Source organism: Corynebacterium guaraldiae, from assembly GCF_053480195.1.
The window spans coordinates 26590-43960 of the sequence record NZ_JBRBAU010000017.1 but is presented as its reverse complement, the minus strand read 5'-3'; the positions used below and the strand labels follow the sequence as shown (position 1 = coordinate 43960).

Annotated in this window: 13 protein-coding genes and 1 pseudogene; 6 read left to right on the top strand and 8 right to left on the bottom strand. The window is 60.9% G+C overall.

Features of this window, described 5'->3' with window-relative positions; all coding sequences use genetic code 11:
* Positions 1-590: 590 nt before the first annotated feature.
* Together ACUY3D_RS11595 and ACUY3D_RS11590 are read right to left on the bottom strand one after the other, a co-directional pair.
* The gene (locus tag ACUY3D_RS11595; protein ID WP_070522883.1) at positions 591-1007 is read right to left on the bottom strand and encodes a hypothetical protein; all 417 of its coding nucleotides are present in this window, start codon (positions 1005-1007) and stop codon (positions 591-593) included.
* 410 nt (positions 1008-1417) lie between these two features.
* The gene (locus ACUY3D_RS11590) at positions 1418-4249 is read right to left on the bottom strand and encodes an ExeM/NucH family extracellular endonuclease (RefSeq protein ID WP_448241146.1); all 2832 of its coding nucleotides are present in this window, start codon (positions 4247-4249) and stop codon (positions 1418-1420) included.
* 230 nt (positions 4250-4479) lie between these two features.
* Between ACUY3D_RS11590 and purS the strand changes: the two genes are divergently transcribed.
* From purS to ACUY3D_RS11570, 4 genes are all read left to right on the top strand, one after another.
* The gene (gene purS, locus ACUY3D_RS11585; RefSeq protein ID WP_070522888.1) at positions 4480-4710 is read left to right on the top strand and encodes a phosphoribosylformylglycinamidine synthase subunit PurS; all 231 of its coding nucleotides are present in this window, start codon (positions 4480-4482) and stop codon (positions 4708-4710) included.
* A complete protein-coding gene (gene purQ, locus ACUY3D_RS11580; RefSeq protein WP_070532362.1) occupies positions 4710-5372 on the top strand; it encodes a phosphoribosylformylglycinamidine synthase subunit PurQ in 663 nt (220 codons plus the stop codon). Before purS ends, purQ begins: the two co-directional genes overlap by 1 nt.
* 27 nt (positions 5373-5399) lie before the next feature.
* Positions 5400-7697 (top strand): phosphoribosylformylglycinamidine synthase subunit PurL, encoded by a 2298-nt coding sequence (gene purL / locus ACUY3D_RS11575; protein ID WP_070532365.1) that lies wholly within the window; start codon positions 5400-5402, stop codon positions 7695-7697.
* A 128-nt stretch (positions 7698-7825) separates the two neighbouring features.
* Positions 7826-8512, top strand: a complete 687-nt coding sequence (locus ACUY3D_RS11570) for a DUF3800 domain-containing protein (RefSeq protein WP_070522896.1) — start codon at positions 7826-7828, stop codon at positions 8510-8512.
* Between the two features lie 189 nt (positions 8513-8701).
* Here the strand turns inward: ACUY3D_RS11570 and ACUY3D_RS11565 are convergent, their stop codons facing one another.
* Positions 8702-9739, bottom strand: coding sequence for an alpha/beta hydrolase (locus tag ACUY3D_RS11565; protein ID WP_448241145.1), 1038 nt, complete (start codon positions 9737-9739; stop codon positions 8702-8704).
* 290 nt (positions 9740-10029) lie between these two features.
* Here ACUY3D_RS11565 and trhA point away from each other — a divergent pair, with 290 nt between their 5' ends.
* A complete protein-coding gene (gene trhA / locus ACUY3D_RS11560) occupies positions 10030-10683 on the top strand; it encodes a PAQR family membrane homeostasis protein TrhA (protein WP_246818353.1) in 654 nt (217 codons plus the stop codon).
* A gap of 328 nt (positions 10684-11011) precedes the next feature.
* Here the strand turns inward: trhA and ACUY3D_RS11555 are convergent, their stop codons facing one another.
* On the bottom strand, positions 11012-12007 hold the full coding sequence (locus tag ACUY3D_RS11555; protein ID WP_083299134.1) for a LysR family transcriptional regulator: 996 nt from the start codon (positions 12005-12007) through the stop codon (positions 11012-11014).
* 79 nt (positions 12008-12086) lie between these two features.
* Here ACUY3D_RS11555 and ACUY3D_RS11550 point away from each other — a divergent pair, with 79 nt between their 5' ends.
* Positions 12087-13103 (top strand): TDT family transporter, encoded by a 1017-nt coding sequence (locus tag ACUY3D_RS11550; RefSeq protein ID WP_070562242.1) that lies wholly within the window; start codon positions 12087-12089, stop codon positions 13101-13103.
* A gap of 68 nt (positions 13104-13171) precedes the next feature.
* Here ACUY3D_RS11550 and ACUY3D_RS11545 read toward each other — a convergent pair.
* From ACUY3D_RS11545 to ACUY3D_RS11530, 4 genes and pseudogenes are all read right to left on the bottom strand, one after another.
* Positions 13172-13402, bottom strand: a pseudogene (locus ACUY3D_RS11545) (DUF6891 domain-containing protein); the annotation flags it as partial.
* A 31-nt stretch (positions 13403-13433) separates the two neighbouring features.
* Positions 13434-13805 (bottom strand): hypothetical protein, encoded by a 372-nt coding sequence (locus ACUY3D_RS11540; protein ID WP_448241144.1) that lies wholly within the window; start codon positions 13803-13805, stop codon positions 13434-13436.
* A gap of 106 nt (positions 13806-13911) precedes the next feature.
* Positions 13912-15996 (bottom strand): acyl-CoA dehydrogenase family protein, encoded by a 2085-nt coding sequence (locus ACUY3D_RS11535; protein WP_448241143.1) that lies wholly within the window; start codon positions 15994-15996, stop codon positions 13912-13914.
* A gap of 26 nt (positions 15997-16022) precedes the next feature.
* On the bottom strand, positions 16023-17321 hold the full coding sequence (locus ACUY3D_RS11530) for an acetyl-CoA C-acetyltransferase (RefSeq protein ID WP_448241142.1): 1299 nt from the start codon (positions 17319-17321) through the stop codon (positions 16023-16025).
* Positions 17322-17371 lie beyond the last annotated feature (50 nt).

Sequence of the window (17371 nt, the reverse complement as noted above, 5' to 3'; positions counted from 1 at the left end):
ACGCGCCGCACCCGAGTGGTGCGGCTACCGGAAGTATCACCCCGAGCGCCGCGAGCTGCTACCAGATACTCACTGAAGCGCTACCAGATAGTCACGACACTGCTACCAAATAGCCGGTCGCAACAGCAGGAAGCTCCGTCAGTAATGCTGGCGGGTGTCCGGCTGCACTGTTTGCGGCGTCTAGCGCGTACTCGGTACTACATGGGGGGTTGGAGGCGCCACGACTCGGTGGCGTTGCGTCAACTTCTACTTGGAAAAGCTAGTTCTTGTGGCTAACTTCAAACAGATCATCGCGATGTGCATTGAAGGTGATGGGGTCTTTACAGGTTTACAGCCAACTGCCCGTGTAAACACATGCAGATAAGCGTTTGGCGCTCTTGGGGCAGAGGTTTAAAAGCGTTCATTTGTTTGAAAATGATGTTTTGCTGCTGTCATTAAATGCGCCAGCTTCTCATACGGGCGCGTACGAAAGTACGGTTCCCTCTCGAATTAGGTGTGGTTCATTGAAAAGCGTGTGCCCCCGGGAGGTTTCCCTGGGGGCACGTGCGTGTTTCTCTTAGCTCTTTAGAACCAAGAAAGTTAGGGCCAATCTACTTAACAACAATCTTTACCATTACCGGCTCGTCATTCACGGTTACTTCCTGACTACCCTCGAGCGCTCGCGCGGAGGAAAGACTGGAAAGCCCTGAACAAGATGCGTTGATGGTATGCGAACCAGGTTCCAACGCGTAGAAGTACACGCCTTTGGCATTAGTCGTGTGTACCTTTTCCTGCGAAAGGCCAAGAAGCTTACATTCGCCTGCCGGGTTACCACTGGAGGTTACAACGCGAATCGTTGATTCTCCTGCATTAGGCTTGGACTGCCCATCGTTGGGGAGGCCTTGGCCGACACTGATTGCAACAACTAGGGAAATAATGCCCAGAACGGTACCAATGAGTCCGAGAAGGTTACTGGGGTTATTAATGAGAGCTTGAACCTGAGCTGGAACCGGGATCTGTGGTTGCATTGTTTTGGATCTCCTTAATGTCATTGAAGGTATTTAGCATGCTTGGGCTTATACGTAGGGCACTGTTTTCAGGGCAGCCGAGATCGCTGATGCCATGCGTGTGAATGCCGATGGCAGCGTTGTCTGTGGCATAGACCGGAGAACCGCTTTGTCCGCCTGTGGTGTCTAAGCTATAGCAAAGTCGAGTTTGGGTTCCTGGATGAAGGATTCCGAAGAGAGAACTTCATGAGTGTCCTTTGCAGGAGAGAGATGATTTGTGGGGTGAGCTGGGGTAAGTCCCTTTCACCTTGTAGTGAATTATGAGGCATCGAAAAGGAGCCTGCAACCGTCAGGCGGTTTGATGTTGCCTTGTGCTCCCCCCAAAAAAAAGGGGAGGGGTGGCCTCTTGTTTCATCGGGTCCGGCTGGTCTCTATTCAGATTCGGTTGGGGCGCAGGCCGCGCCGATGATGCCAAGCGCAGCCAGCAGGCCGAGGCCACCGACGGCGTACTGAGCTTCGCGCGGGATGTTGCGGGTCATCGACTCAATCTGCTTCCGGACAGGCTCGAAGCCCGGGATGTTGAACTGCGTGTTGGCAAACCCAAGGAAGGCAACCGGAATGGCGAGGGCTGCGGGGATGGTGAGGCCGAGGGCAGTCGGCAGGCAGTGCTCGCCGGCAGAAGAACCGGAGCTGTGAGTTGGCTTGGTGTCAACCTTGTCGTCATCGTCGGTCTGATCCGGCTCCTCCGACGGAGCCGGCTCCTCAGACGGGTCCGGCTCGTCGGTCGTGGTGCAGTCCTTGAGCTGGTTATCGGTGCGCTTCACCGTCGCAAGGTTAAAGCCCACCTTGACCGGGTCGTGGTCGGAGGAGCGGTAGGGGTTATCGGCCTCGAAGACATCGCCGCCGGTGTAGTTGCGGCGGGAGTATTCCATGGCGATGGGCTCGTCAGAGTTGATGTTCCAGGTCTGCGCGGCCTGTGCGTCGACGTGCTCGTTGGCCAGGATGTGGTCCAGGGAGCCGAGGCGACCGGAGAACTGGTAGGAGGCCACGTTCTGCCAGTCCTCTTGCGCATTGAGCTCTTCCACCGGGATGGTGTAGCCCGCATTGCGGAAGACGGAAATGGCATCTTCCTTGGAGTAGGCGTTCAGGTCACCCATGACAAAGGTGGCCTTCTTCTGCCACTGCGGTTGCTTGGCCAGCCCGTCGAGGACGGCCTGGGCGTGGGCGTTGCGCACGTTGGGGTTGTTGCCTTGGCCGTCGCCGGTATCGGCATCACCGTTCGCTACCGATCCCTTGGATTTGAAATGGTTGGTCACCACCACGAAGGAATCGGGACCTTCAACAGCGCACCTATCGGAAACAGGCTGGAACTCCGCGGCGAGCGGGGTGCGGGCGGTGCCCTTGAAGCGGGCGTCCTCAAGCAAGGTGGCCTCACCCACCGGCTTAACGCGGTCCTTCTTGTAGATGATCGCGGTGCGGATGACGTCCGTATCGGCTGACGCGTTCGCCGGGGCCTTGACGTAGTCCCATTTCTCAGAACCCGCGCGGGAGTTGAGCTCACCCACGAGGTACTTCACGGCGTCATCGTAGGAGCCCCCCACGGTATTCGCGGCGTTCTCGATCTCAGACAGGCCAATGACATCGGCATCAAGGCCCTCCAGCGCGGTGAGGATCTTGCCCTTCTGGTCATTGAACGCGGACTCGGACCACGCACCGCGGAAGGTCCCGCTATCGGAGCCCACGCCGTTGCCAAAGCGGTCCTTGTAGGATTTCGCGCCGTTGTCTTCGCCCAGGTTGATGAAGAAGTTCAGCACGTTAAACGCCGCGACGGTGTAATCGCCGTCCACCTGCGGGGCCTCCGGACGGGCCGGGTCCCACGTAATCGGCAGGTCCGCGGCGGCAGAGTCACCGGTAATCATCGCGGTGGGTTGGAAGCGCCACTGCTCGTGACCGTAGCCCAGGATGACGCCGGAGTCCGCGAACTCTACCTGGTTGGTGGTGCGGATGGTCTTGACCTCCGAGCCGTTCTGCATGATGTAGGGCAGCTTCGTCGAGGCGCCATCACGGGAGAAGTCGCGGGTGGAGCCGTCGTCCAAAATGACGTACTTTGCCGCGTTAGCGGCTTCCATGTCCTTTTGTTCCTGGCTGCCCGGGGAGACGATGTCGGTGGGCTGACGCAGAGCCTCGGTGCCTGGAGCCAAGCCGAGCTCGCCGTAGCGGTTGAGACCGTAATTGTCGGTCACGGTGTGCACGCCAGGCTTGAGCAGCATGGACTCGAGCTTCTCCCGCTCCTCATCGCCTTCCGGAAGGGCATCGATGGCGAGCGGGGTGACGGCGGGGAGGGCGTCGTCAAGCGTGGAGCCGGCGCTCAGGGCAATCTGGGTCTGCCCAAAGTACTCATCAACGGTGCCGGTGACCTCGACGGAATCCCCGATGGCCGGGTAGAAGCCGGTGCCACCGGTGTAGACGAAGACGGCCTCGGAGGCCTCGGTCGGCGCGGTCTGGCCCGTGCCCGGGGTCTGGATGGTGAAGCCGTTGAGGGACTTCTCACCCTGCCACACCGCGGTAACCACACCTTGGGTGGTGACGTTCTGGCCCTTGAGCGGGGACTCCGCGCCAGTGCCCTGGATCTCCGGGATGGTGACGGCGGAACCCGGCTCGGCTGGGGTGGGGTCTGGGTCCGACACATTTGCGCGGCCGGCAGACTTCGGCGTCGGCGCTGCAGCGCTGAAGTCTGCGGCATTGTCGTCGGTGTCGGAGCCCTCGGCGTCGCGCTGCGCGGAGGTGGAGTTGTCCAGTGCCTGGGCGGGGGAGCCCTCGCTTATCGACGCCTCCCCGTACCCCACGATGTCCACCTCGGCCCCGGAGGCGTCGTAAAGCTTGACCGAGCCTTTGGAGCCGGACAGGTTCAGGTTCCCCTCTGCATCAGGGGAAGGAAGCGGCTCCCCGGTGTCGCCGCCACCTTCCTGGATGAGGAAGTAGCCCCCAGCCGGGAGGGAGCCGGATAGCTCGTGCTTTCCGCCTGAGTTGCCAGAAGCGGATAGGTACTCCACGGACCAGCCAGTGAGGTCGAGGTCAGCGGAGGTGGGGTTATAAAGCTCGATGAAATCCTTAGTAAACGCCGCCCCCTTGTTGCCGCCGCCACCGTAGACCTCAGAGATAACGGCGTTGGAGCCGTCCGCCGCCGCACCGGCCTGAGGTGCGACGATGCAGGTAGAGACAAGAGCAGCGATGGCGAGTGAGCCAATGCCTTTGAGATGCATGAGAGGTTCCTTGGATAGGTGAGAACAGGCCAATGCATCTCGTTCTACCCGGGTTTCGCACCGAGTGATACCGGAGCGCACTAGGTGAGCTGGGGGTTAAGGTGGGATTCCCCAAGAATTTTTCAGCCGTTTGGTTTGAATTCATCACCCCCAAAGATTCCGAATCTTTCTTGCCGGCGGGATAGACTGGCGGGGCACCTATACTCACGCACAGTAAGGCAAAAATTTTCATGGCTCGTGTAGTTGTCAATGTCATGCCCAAGGCCGAGATCTTGGACCCGCAAGGTCAGGCCGTTGTTCGCGCGCTGGGCCGCCTGGGGGTTGCTGGTGTCAGCGACGTGCGCCAGGGCAAGCGCTTTGAAATTGAAGTCGATGATTCGGTCAGCACCGAGGAGCTGGAGAAGGTTGCTTCCACCCTGCTGGCCAACACCGTGATCGAGGACTACGAGGTCATCCAGTAATGAAGATCGGCGTTATTACCTTCCCCGGCACGCTTGACGACGTCGACGCGGCCCGCGCCGCCCGCACCGCCGGCGCCGAAGTCGTGTCCCTGTGGCATGCGGACGAGGACCTGCGCGGCGTCGATGCCGTCGTGGTTCCCGGCGGTTTTTCCTACGGTGACTACCTGCGCTCCGGCGCGATTTCGGCGCTCGCCCCGGTGATGCGCGCGGTCGTCGATGCCGCTAACAAGGGCATGCCGGTGCTCGGCATCTGCAACGGCTTCCAGATTCTGACGGAGGCTGGCCTGCTGCCCGGCGCCCTGACCCGCAACCAGGGCCTGCATTTCCACTGCGTGGATACCTACCTCGAGGTGGAGAACGCACAGACCTCCTGGACCAGCGAGTTTGCGCAGGGGCAGCGCATCCTCATCCCGGCGAAGCACGGCGAAGGCCGTTTCCAGGCGGATGCGGAGACCGTGGAGCGCTTGGAGGGCGAGGGCCGCGTGGTTTTCCGCTATACCGATAACTTCAACGGCTCCATCAATGGCATTGCCGGCATCACCAACGAGGCCGGCAACGTGGTGGGGTTGATGCCGCACCCGGAGCATGCCATCGATCTTCTCACCGGCCCGTCCACCGACGGTCTGGGTTTGTTTGTGTCCGCCCTCAAGGTCGTCGCTTAACCCGCGCCGACGGTTAAAGGAGAAACAATGACCGTACACAACGACACCGTCGAGCAGGCATCCGCGCAGCCTGAACTGGACCAGCCCTACCGCGAATTGGGCCTGAAGGATGACGAATACGCGCACATCCGCGAGATCCTGGGTCGCCGCCCGACCGATGCCGAGCTGACCATGTACTCGGTGATGTGGTCGGAGCACTGTTCTTATAAGTCCTCCAAGGCGCACCTGCGCTACTTTGGCGAGACCATGACGGAAGAGATGGGCTCCAAGATCCTCGCCGGCATCGGTGAGAACGCCGGCGTGGTGGACATCGGAGACGGCAACGCCGTGACCTTCCGCGTGGAAAGTCACAACCACCCCTCCTACGTGGAGCCGCACCAGGGCGCCGCGACGGGCGTGGGCGGCATCGTCCGCGACATCATGGCCATGGGCGCGCGCCCGATTGCCGTGATGGATCAGCTGCGCTTCGGCCCGGCGGATGCGCCCGACACCAAGCGCGTTCTGCCGGGTGTTGTCGACGGCATTTCGCACTACGGCAATTGCTTGGGCTTGCCCAACATTGGTGGCGAAACCGTTTTTGATGAATCTTATGCTGGTAACCCGTTGGTCAACGCGTTATGCGTGGGCACGCTGAAGGTCGAGGACCTCAAGCTGGCCTTCGCTTCTGGTACCGGAAACAAGGTGATGCTCTTCGGCTCGCGCACCGGCCTCGACGGCATCGGCGGCGTGTCTGTGCTGGCGTCTGACACCTTCGAGGATGGCGCGGAGCGCAAGCTGCCGGCTGTCCAAGTGGGTGACCCGTTCGCGGAGAAGGTTCTCATCGAGTGCTGCCTGGAGCTGTACAAGTCCGGCATCGTGGTGGGCATCCAGGATTTGGGCGGTGCGGGCTTGGCCTGCGCCACCTCCGAGCTGGCTGCGTCCGGCGACGGCGGCATGGAGATCAACCTGGACAACGTCCCGCTGCGTGCGAAGAACATGACCGCCGCAGAGATCCTCGCATCCGAATCCCAGGAGCGCATGTGCGCTGTGGTGACCCCGGAGAACGTGGAGAAGTTCAAGGAGATCTGCGCGCACTGGGACGTCACCTGCGCCGAGATCGGTGAGGTCACCACCGGCAAGCACCTCATCATTCGCCACCAGGGCGAGGTCGTCGTCGATGCCCCGGCACACACCATCGCCAACGAGGGCCCGGTGTACGACCGCCCGTACGCACGCCCGGAGTGGCAGGATGCGCTGCAGGAATTCGAGGGCGTCGAGAAGCAGGACATCACTGTGGCGCTCAAGAAGCTCGTGGCCTCCCCGGCACTGTGTTCACGTGATTTCATCACTGAGCAGTATGACCGCTACGTACGCGGCAACACCGTGCAGTCCCACCACGCGAACGCTGGTGTTCTGCGCATTGATGAGGAGACCGGCCGCGGTATCGCGGTGTCGGCTGACGCGTCTGGCCGCTACACCAAGCTGGACCCGAACATGGGCGCACGCCTGGCTCTGGCGGAGGCCTACCGCAACGTCGCCGTCACCGGCGCCCGCCCGGTCGCCATCACCAACTGCCTCAACTATGGCTCCCCGGAAAACCCGGACGTCATGTGGCAGTTCCGCGAGTCCGTGCACGGGCTTGCCGACGGCGCCGTGGAACTCGGCATCCCCGTCTCCGGTGGCAACGTCTCCTTCTACAACCAGACCGGCGAGGAGCCGATCTTGCCGACGCCCGTCGTGGGCGTCCTGGGCGTCATCGATGACGTCCACGCGTCCATTGGCAACGAGCTCGGCCTCGTGGAGGAACCGGAGGTGCTCGTTCTGCTGGGTGAGACCAAGGATGAGTTCGGCGGTTCCATCTGGCAGCAGGTGAGCGCTCATGAGCAGGGCCATGAGGCGAAGAACGGGCTCAACGGCTTGCCGCCGCAGGTCGACCTGGCTAATGAGCAGCGCCTCGCTGACTTCTTCGTGGGCAGCGAAGGCTTGACCGCCGCTCACGATATCTCCGAAGGTGGCCTCGCCGTCACCGCGTTCGAGATGGCCAAGCGCAGCGGCGTGGGCTTGAGCCTGGATCTGTCCAAGGTCCATGAGGATGCCTTCGTGGCTGCCTTCTCCGAGTCCGCCTCCCGCGTGCTCGTGGCAACGACCGCTGACCGCGTCGACATGCTGCTGCACCGCGCTGAGGAGTGCGGCGTGCCGGCCGTCGTCATCGGCCAGACCACCGACAATGGCGAGTTTGAGCTCGGCGGCGAGTCCATTGCTGTCTCCGAGCTTCGTGAGGCCTGGGCAGCAACCCTGCCGGACCTCTTTGGCCACGCGGTGGGCGCCAACTCCGTCGTGGAGTAGACCTCACGCACAGTACTGCAACCGGGCAGGGTTCTCGCCAAGGCGAGGCCCTGCCCGCACTGTCTAATTGCTCCAGTCAGCGTTGTAGACTATTAGTAATAGCTGCGTACGGGGGCCGGGGAACAGAGATGGAAGACGTGAAGAGAAAAAGAACTTTGTATGTTTTTCTCGATGAGTCGGGGGATATGCAGTTTGGTGCAAAAGCCTCCACGCACTTCCTAATCACAGCATTTTGCACTTTCAATCCAGCAGGCACTGCGATAGGACTGCAAGCGCTGAAGTATGAACTTATGGCAGCGGGGAGTAAAGACCTTGAGTTTCATGCAACAGAAAATTCGAAGGGAACGCGAAAGCGGGTAATAGACCGAATTAATGAGCTTGATCGGTGCCGTGTCCACACGATCTGGGTGGATAAGCGAATGACGCATCCGACTTACCAGTCTCCACCGCAGCTTTTAGGGCTCTTTGCTGGTGCAATGGGGAAGTGGATTAATGCGGTGTGGGGAGACTCAGAGGTAAGCGACGTAATCTTAATTTTCGACTCGGTTCTTACTGGCAAGGAAAGATCGGCATTTGAAAAGAGGATAAAGCCTCTGTTGAAAGGCCTACAGCTAAAGTTCCGTGTGCTCTTTCATCCAGTAAAACAGGATTTGAATGGTCAGATTGCTGACTACTTTTCTTGGTCCTGGTTTCAGAAAATGGAACGAGGCAAGGGACAGTACGTTCAAGCACTTTCGCAGCGGCACAATTGGGATCAATTCAATATGTTTTCGGCGGGAAAGACCTATTACTGGAGTGGCCCGGTCCGAAAATAAGCGACCGCCCCACCTACCGGCGTAAGCCGGAAAGCCTTCAGGGGCTCTTTCAGTGGGGCGGAACCTTTCGCCTTGAGTTTAGACCTTCATCGTGTGGGGAGGCAAGGGAGCTATTAGGAAATGCCGAAGGCAGGAGCGAGGGGCCGGCCCCGCCCGCCGTGAGGCGGCAACCTCCTAGGAACCAACCAATTAAGCGCCGATGGTGCGGGCGATGGTCTGGTCCCAGCTCAGCTTCATCTGGTGGGAGAAGAGGTTGAAGGTGTGCGAGCCCTGGGGGCTGAAGTAACGGTTCACTCGCACCCCGGCATTGCGGGCGTTGCGGGTGAATTCCTCTGAGCACTGGTTAGCAACCGTCTCTACCGCGCGGGGTCCGAGCCATTGGCCGGGGTTATTGGTCCCATCGATGGGACCCGGGGTGCCGGAGGCCGAGCCCACGAAGACCTCGACGTCGCGCAGGTGCCCAGGGTTGGCGTTGGGGTCGTGCTCGAACCACTGCGGGGAGCCCGGCAGGCCCCACGCATTGAAGGAGGATCCGCCGCCATAGGCGATCATCGCGGTGGAGGTGGGGAAGCCAATCGCACCGGAGCGCACCGGGCAGCCGGAGTAGGAGGCTGCTGCTTTGTAGCGCTGTGGGGCGTGGCCGGCGATGTCGAGTGCGGCGCCGCCCGTGGAAGAAATGCCGCCGATGGCATCGCGGCCGGTGCCGTGGAATTCGGCGTCGATCAGCGGGGGCAACTCAGCGGTCATGTATGTGTTCCACTTGTTGACACCCAGGATGGGGTCCTCGGCATTCCAATCGGTGTAGAGGGAATAGGCGCCGCCGAGCGGCATAACGACGTTGACGTTCTTGCCCACGGCCCAATTGCGGATATCAGAGTGGGTCATCCAGTTCATGCCGGCCTGGCCGCCTTCCACTCCGGGCAGCAGGTAGAAGGAGGGGCGCGGCTTATCGCCCTCGGGGAGCAGGACGTTATTAGAAATCACCGCACGGTTGGCAGGGGACCACACGTCTACCACCCAGTGGTTGCCACCCATGTGGCGCTTTGAGGTAATGAAGGCCTTGTCACCGAGCCAGGGCTGCGGGTTGGTCACGCGCGAGGAAACCTCGCCGATGGTGCTGGACTGTGCGGAAGCGGAGCCGACGCCTGCCGACGCCGCCCCCAGCGCCACCATGGCAGCTGCGAACAGCGCCGCGGTGCGGCGAGAGCGTGAGACAAAGGAAAGCATAATGTGGGTAGTTTACGTGGCCAGCGCCCTCGAACTGCAAATATTGGAAGAAAAACTGGTGAAAACTGTTGCTCCACCCTTGTCTGCCACAATGCTCGTCCGTATAGTTACGGGTACGTAAGTTTTGGGAGTGAATGCGTTATACGCATGACCCGCATCTCAGGCAAGGCAAGGCCCCCACTATGAACGCACCCAGTGCTCAGAAATCGTCCCCGCAAGAATTTCCAGTTGAAGAAGGCTCTGTGCAGGAAAGCAGCACGATAGAGCAGCTCATCCAGCGCACGTACTGGATGGCGGACCGCGGCCCGCGCCCACTGACGCGCGGCTGGGGCCACTTCTTTGCGGCCATCGCCTCCCTGATTGCATCGACGGTTTTGATTACCTTTGCGTGGATGACACTGCCGTGGTGGCAGGGGCTCGCGGTGACGGTCTACGGCGTCGGCGTGGTGGGTCTCTTTACGGTCTCGGCGTTGTACCACCGCTGGCCGTGGGTGACCATGCGGGCGGTGCAGTGGTGGCGCCGGGCGGACCATGCCACCATTTCCGTCTTTATTGCCGCGACGTACACGCCGCTGTGTGCCATCGTTCTAGAGCCGACCCAGGCGCTGTGGATGCTGACTGCTGCTTGGGTGGGCGCCATCATGGGGGTTGTCTTGAACTTGGTGTGGATTAATCACCCGCGCTGGCTGGACGTGGTGGTCTACCTCGTGCTGGGATGGCTCATTCTGCCATTGTTGCCGAACCTATGGCACTCCGCGAGCCCAGCCGTGGTGTGGCTTCTCTTTGCCGGCGGCGTGGTCTATTCAGTGGGTGCGTTGATGTACGGCTTCAAATGGCCAGGGCGCAACGCACGCTGGTATGGCTACCACGAACACTTCCACACCGCGACGATTGCCGCGGCAGTGGTGCACATGGTAGCCATCTGGATGGTTGTTGCGGGATAGCCGAATAAGGGGTTGACCATCTGGAGCCGCTTAGTCGGTGAGGTCGTCCGCTAGGGGGAATTCGAGGGTGACGTCGTGGCATAGAACGCGCGCTTTCGTCGAGCCGTTCCATTCGGGGGGCAAAGTCAAGGGCGCGCAGGGCGTCGACAAGCTGCGCGCCGACCTTTATTGTTGCCTCTTCGCTTTTTCCATGGCGGAAAACCAAAGTACAGTTCGCCGTTGTAGATAGCCCGGCTGATGTCCTGCCGGTGGCAGTAGGCATAACCGCTGCGGCCTTCCTCCTCAGCGAGCTCTGAGCCTACCCAGGCCTGACTGCAGGTTCTCTGGGCTATGCCCTCCCCGCATCCGCGTAGTCCACGAGAAAGCGCAGGAACTGATGAGCAGGATCGGAAAGTCGGTTCTGCGAGCTCCACACGACTCGTAGCGGACGGTCAAAACTAATACCAGCCACCGGTACTTCGACATACTCACCCGTCTCCAGCTGGGACGCCACCGCACGTCGCGCAATTATTCCAGGAGCTTCTAAAGCACCTATGGCAGTACGTTGCGCACCCAGAGAACCAAACTCTCCCGCAGGCGAGGCGAGCGTCCCCAGAACATCGGCTACAACTTCGCGCGTACCACTTCCATGCTCACGCAAAACCAGAGGCGTAGATTGCAACTCCTCTTTAGTCACCGCCGCTATTTCAGGAGCCGATGTGGGAACTTCAGTACCGCTTGGTTGACGGGGATTATTCGTTTCAGCCCAGCGATGCGCTGCGGGGACAACCACCACCAACTCATCGTGCCCGACTACACGCTGATGCAGCTCGTGCGCTACCCAGTTGCCTTCAACAATGGCTAGTTCGGCATGGCCTTGAACCACGTGAGTCTGCGCTTCTCGGCTGTTGAGCTGACGCATATGCAGATGGCTATGTGGGTGAGCACGCTGATAGGCCGCGGCCCAGCGAGGATAGTCCACTTCGGCGATCGTATGAGAAACCACCAGTTTGACTTCCTCGGTGGGACTTCCCCCTACGGCGATTTCGAGACCCCGCGCGCATTCATCCAAAGCACCTTGCAGACCTTCGAGCACACGAACGATCCGGCTCCCCGACTCTGTGGTGAAGCTACCCGCCGCTCCGCGCCAAAAAATGCGTTGACCTAATCGCATTTCAAGTTTCGAAATACGCGTACTTACCACTTGTTGGGAGACTCCCAAGTGATGAGCGGCCTTATTCATACCCCCATACCGAACAACGGCAAGCACCGCATCAACTGTAAGAGCGTCGGGAACGTAGCCGCGTCGAACTGGAAAAAATTCATCATTATCGTTATTTCGCATGGGGTACATTCATTTATTGTAACCCCGTTCGGTTTGTGCGCTCTCCCGCTTCGTCGCGGCAGTACCTAGCCTGAAACCCATGTTAAAAATTCAAGATGAGATAGATCTCCCACCTCTAGGCCCTGCCTGGGCTGGCTCACTCATGGGTCTATCGATCTCATCGACCCTTATCAACATTCATCTGACGCCAGTTGTGGGTAGGCTGCCCGCCGCATTCATGCTTGGGATTGCAACCTCTCTAGCCCTAGCGCTCCTGATCGGCTTCTTGAGAAACCGCGTTCCTGGATTTCACTCCACTGTAATGCCATCGTGGGGTATGGCTTCAATGGGCATCCTCGCCTTGGGGAGCGCATACTCCGGTGTTTTCACTGCTTGGACAATCCATGCGCTGTGCTGGGGAGTAGGAACAGTCCTTGGCGTCGTTACCTGCCTTCGATTTCTCCATTTCCTTATCGTCACACGCCCCTCTGGGCCGGCATTCACCTGGGGATTGCCCCTCGTAGCACCCATGGTGGCCGCCACGTCCTCAGCGCAATTGACACCACATGCTGGCGAGTGGGCTTCGGTAGTCCACGGTATCGGTGTGGCCTGCTTTGTACTAGCCTGGACTACCGCGGTACCCACGTTTGTCTTCGTCTACCTGCGCACTTTTCCCAAGCTTCCCACCAGCTTCGCCGCCACTGCTTGGATCCCACTCGGCCTGGTTGGCCAGTCCACCGCAGGCGCGCAGCTACTCGCTGGTGACAAATTGCTCGACGGAGATCAATGGCATCTTCGAGCTGCGGTCTACGGCGCCGCGATGCTCAGCCTCGGTGTCCCGTTAGCTGTCTATGCCGTCACCAAACACTGGGGAGCAGTCCTGGGTAGCACTCCAATGTCCTACAACCCCTCGTGGTGGGCCAGTACTTTTCCTGTAGGCACATGTTGCCTCGGTGCTCATGCCTTGTCTACGCAGGGCACTAGGCTGTCGTGGAACGTGGAATGGTTAGATACTGTCAGCGCCGCCCTGCTTATTCTTCTTCTTGTGCACATCGCTTGGGCGACTTTCGGTGCTGTCGCAATAACTTGGGGGAGGGCTCGCAGTTCATGCAGTTAAGGCAATAAACACTGAGGTGGCCCACTGGAAGACGTCAGCCCTGCGAGTACATGGATGGTTGTGGCTGGTTAGCGGAGATCATCCGCGAGGGGGTATTCGACGACGAGACCCTCGCACAGCACGCGTGCGTCAGGGTTACCGTCCCACGTGGGGTTGAAGCCAACAGCGCGCAGCGCATCAACGAGTTGCTCACCTACAGCTGCAGCTGTGCCGAGTGCGTCGTCGGTTTTCATAGTGCCGAACCCGAACAAGAGCTCGCCAGTGTGAATCATCCTGTCGACGTCCTGCATGTGGCAATAGACGTAGCCTGCGGCATCGTCTTCTTCCGCCTTATCGGCGCCGTACTCGGCGCCTTCGGAAGCATCCCAGCCTTCGCCGAAGCTGAAAAGCTAGGTTGCGTTGCTGGAGTTCATTCCGGAGGTTCTCGAGGCGCTGTGCGTCAGCAGACTTTTCTGTAACTTTCTGTGCATACTCAGCGGCTACCTCGTCGATGATGGCGTCGAAGTCCTCCGGGAACGGGTCCTTGCACACCATCTTCCACTCGGCTGGGGAATCGAGAAGCTCGAAGAAATCGTTGTGAATGTCCTGGCGTGAATGGCCGTGACACAAATGTAGCGAGATGTCGTTGCGCAGAGTGCCGGAAACTAAGAGATCATCGGAAGGTGGGAAGGAACTAGAGAACATGGAGTGTGAAGTGGTCATGTCTGTGGATGGTAGATGCGTGATACTGACAGTGGCCGAAAACTGGGCGAAAGCAGGGAGGGCACCCCGCCAGATGGCGGAAGTGCCCTCGAGATGCGTGGCGTGACTACACGTGGAGCGGATCCACACCGGCCTCGGTGAGCATCGGGATGTTGTGCACCTCAGGCGGAACGCCGAAGGCATCCACGAGTACGACGGACCATGGTGCGAGCGAATCGACGAGGTCGTTGATAGCAGCGCGGGCGGCCTTCATGCGGCCGGCCGGAATCAGGTTATGCTCCTGGTACCAGCCCGCGTGCTGAACCAAGGTGTCGAAGACGAAGAGGTGGCGCAGCTGCTCGAAGACCTGGCGTGCCAGCGAACCTTCCTCAAGGCGCTCTTCTGCCTCAATCATGGCCTGGACCAACAAGGTATCCACGCGGGCCCAGCCGGCGGCGATGAGGTGATCCTGGCACTGGTCCACGATGGCAGCGGCCTGCACCTTATCGGCCTTGCGGGCCGGCTGGATGCGGCGCACGAGGGAGAAGAGGATGGACTGGGCGCGGTCGTCGATCAGCTTGGCCTGGTAGGTGGCGTCGAAAAGCGAGGCTTCTGAAGGATTCACGCGGTCCACCAGCCCCTGCAGACGGGTGGTGAACCCGTAGCGGCGGCGAACCACTTCGGTGGCGGTGGTGGCTGCGTACTTCACGGTGTCCCACGGGCTCATGTCATTCATCGCACGACCATAGGCGGTGAGAAGGTTCTTGCCCACCATCTGAATGAGCACAGTGTTATCGCCCTCGAAGGTGGCGAAGACATCGGAATCGGCACGGTAGGTAGTCAGGCGGTTCTCGGACATGTAGCCGGCACCGCCGCAGGCCTCGCGGCACTCTTGGATGGTGCGGGTGGCGTGCTGGGTCTGCGCGGATTTGATGGCTGCTGCCAGGGACTCCATCTCGCGGGAGGCAAACTTCTGCTCCTCGGTCGGCTCCGTCACAGACCATGTTCCAGCCTCGTGCTGATCGTTTTGCTCCTGGTAGCGCTCCAGAATCTGGTTGTAGAGCAGGTGCAGCGCGTAGGTGCGGGCCAGCGGAATGAGCAGACGGCGGCGGTGCTGGCGGTGTTCGATGAGGCGCTTCTCGGCGCCGGTCGCGCCCTCGAACTGGCGGCGGCGGTTGGCGTAGCGGATGGCGATGTCCAGGGAAGCCTCGGTGGCCGCGCCCGCTGCGCCGGATACGCCGATGCGGCCGCGGATAAGCGTGCCCAGCATGGTGAAGAAGCGAGCATTCTTCGACTCGATGGGGGAGGAGTACTTGCCGTTCTCATCCACATCGGCGAAGCGGTTGAGTAGGTTCTCGCGCGGCACGCGGACGTTGTCGAAGCGCAGGGTGCCATTGTCGACGCCCACCAAACCACCCTTGTGGCCATGATCACCCAAGGTAACGCCTGGCAGCTCGTTGCCTTCTTCATCGCGGATGGGGACGATGATGGCGTGGACGCCGTGGGAGCGGCCATCGCTGTCCGGGGTGATGAGCTGGGTGAAGACGATGGCCGCGCGGCCGTCCTTGGCGGCGTTGCCGATGTAGTTCTTCACCGCGGAATCGGAGGGGGTGTTGATGATGAACTCATCGGTCTCCGGGTCGAAGGTGGCGGTGGTCTCGAGGGATTGCACATCGGAACCATGGCCGCGCTCAGTCATGGCGAAGCAGCCCGGCAACTCCAGGCTGGCGGCCTTCTTAACCCACTCGAGGTGGCGCTCAGTGCCTAGCTGATCCAGCGCACCGCCCCACAGGCCCCATTGCACACCGGACTTAATCGCCAGCGAACCGTCGACCCACGCCAAGCCTTCGAGGGTGAAGGTGGAGAGATTTGGCTTGCCGGCACCGCCGTTGGCGCGGCGCAGGCCGTGGTTGAATCCGCCGAAGTCACGAACCTTGGAGAGGTTCTCAAAGGTGTGTTGGCGCTGCTCCGCCATGGGTAGATCCGGGTTTGGGAAGAGCGAAGGATCGTTGAGGAAGGTGCGCAGCTCCTGGCGGAAGGCGGCGTGGGGGCCGTCAAGAAGCGCGGCAAGTTCGGTGGCAACAGCAGGCTTCGGGGTGGTGGGCAGGCGGTGTGGGCTGCGGGCCTCGGCCTTGGGGGCGTCGGTGGAGGCCTGGTTGTTGAGCTCCGGGGAGATGGACTTTTTGTCAGCGGAAGACTTGGTCAGTGGCATGAGTGGTCCTTTCTGGGAGGCTTTTCTTAACGTTCGACGATGGCCGCGACGCCCTGACCGCCGGCGGCGCAGATGGAAATGAGGGCCCGTCCGCCGCCGTTTTCTTCGAGAATCTTGGCGGTGGTGGCGAGGATTCGGGTGCCGGTGGCGGCGAAGGGGTGGCCGGCGGCCAGGGAGGAGCCCTTGACGTTGAGTTTGGTGCGGTCGATGGGGCCTAATGCGGACTGCAATCCGAGGCGCTCGCGGCAGTAGGTCTCGTCCTCCCATGCGGACAAGGTGGCCAAGACCTGGGAGGCGAAGGCCTCGTGGATCTCGTAGAAATCGAAATCTTGCAGGCTTAAGTTGTTGCGCTCGAGCAGGCGCGGAACCGCGTAGGTGGGGGCCATGAGTAGGCCGTCGGGGCCGTGGACAAAGTCGACGGCCGCGGTCTCCGAGTCCACGAGGAAGGCGCGGGGCTCAATGTTGTGCTCGGCCGCCCATTCCTCGGAGCTCAGCAGGGCGACGGAGGCGCCGTCGGTCAGCGGCGTGGAATTGCCTGCGGTCATCGTGGCCTGCGTGCCGTGTTGCTCAGCATCGCGCTTGCCAAAGACCGGCTTGAGCTTGGCCAAGGACTCCAAGGAGGAATCCGGGCGCAGATTGGTATCGCGGTTGACGCCGAGGAAGCCCGTGGTGAGGTCTTCAAAGAAGCCCTCCTCCCAAGCCTTGTGGAGGTTCTGGTGGGAGGCGAGTGCCAACTCATCCTGGGCCTCGCGGCCGATGCTCAGTTCGCGGGCGGTGATGGCGGCGTGCTCACCCATGGAGAGTCCGGTGCGCGGCTCACCGTTCTGTGGCTGTTCCGGGGCCAGCTGTGAGGGGCGGATAGAGCCTATGAGCTGGGCGCGCTGAGCGGCCGTCTTGGCGCGGGTGAGGTTGAGCAGCGTGCGGCGCAGCGTGTCATTAACGGCCAGCGGGGCATCCGAGGTGGTGTCCGTTCCGCCCGCGATGCCGGCGGAGATGCGACCTTGGGCGATGGCATCGCCGACGTGGATAGCTGCCGCAAGAGAAGTGCAGCAGGCCTGTTGTACATCGATGGCGGGGGTTGTGGAGTCCAGGGCGGAGCCTAGAACGACCTCGCGGGTGAGGTTGAAATCGCGGGAGTGCTTGAGCACAGCGCCGGCGGCGACGAGGCCGAGACGTTCGTCGTGAAGCCCGTAGCGTGCGACGAGTCCATCCAGCGCACTGGTGAGCATGTCTTGGTTGGACGCGTGGGCGTACTGCTTATTGGAACGAGCAAATGGGATGCGGTTGCCACCCAGGATGGCTACGCGGTGCGGGGGGTTGGTCATTAAAAAGCTCCTTCGCGAGTGGTCTCGTGCGAATCATCCCAGCGGGAGGG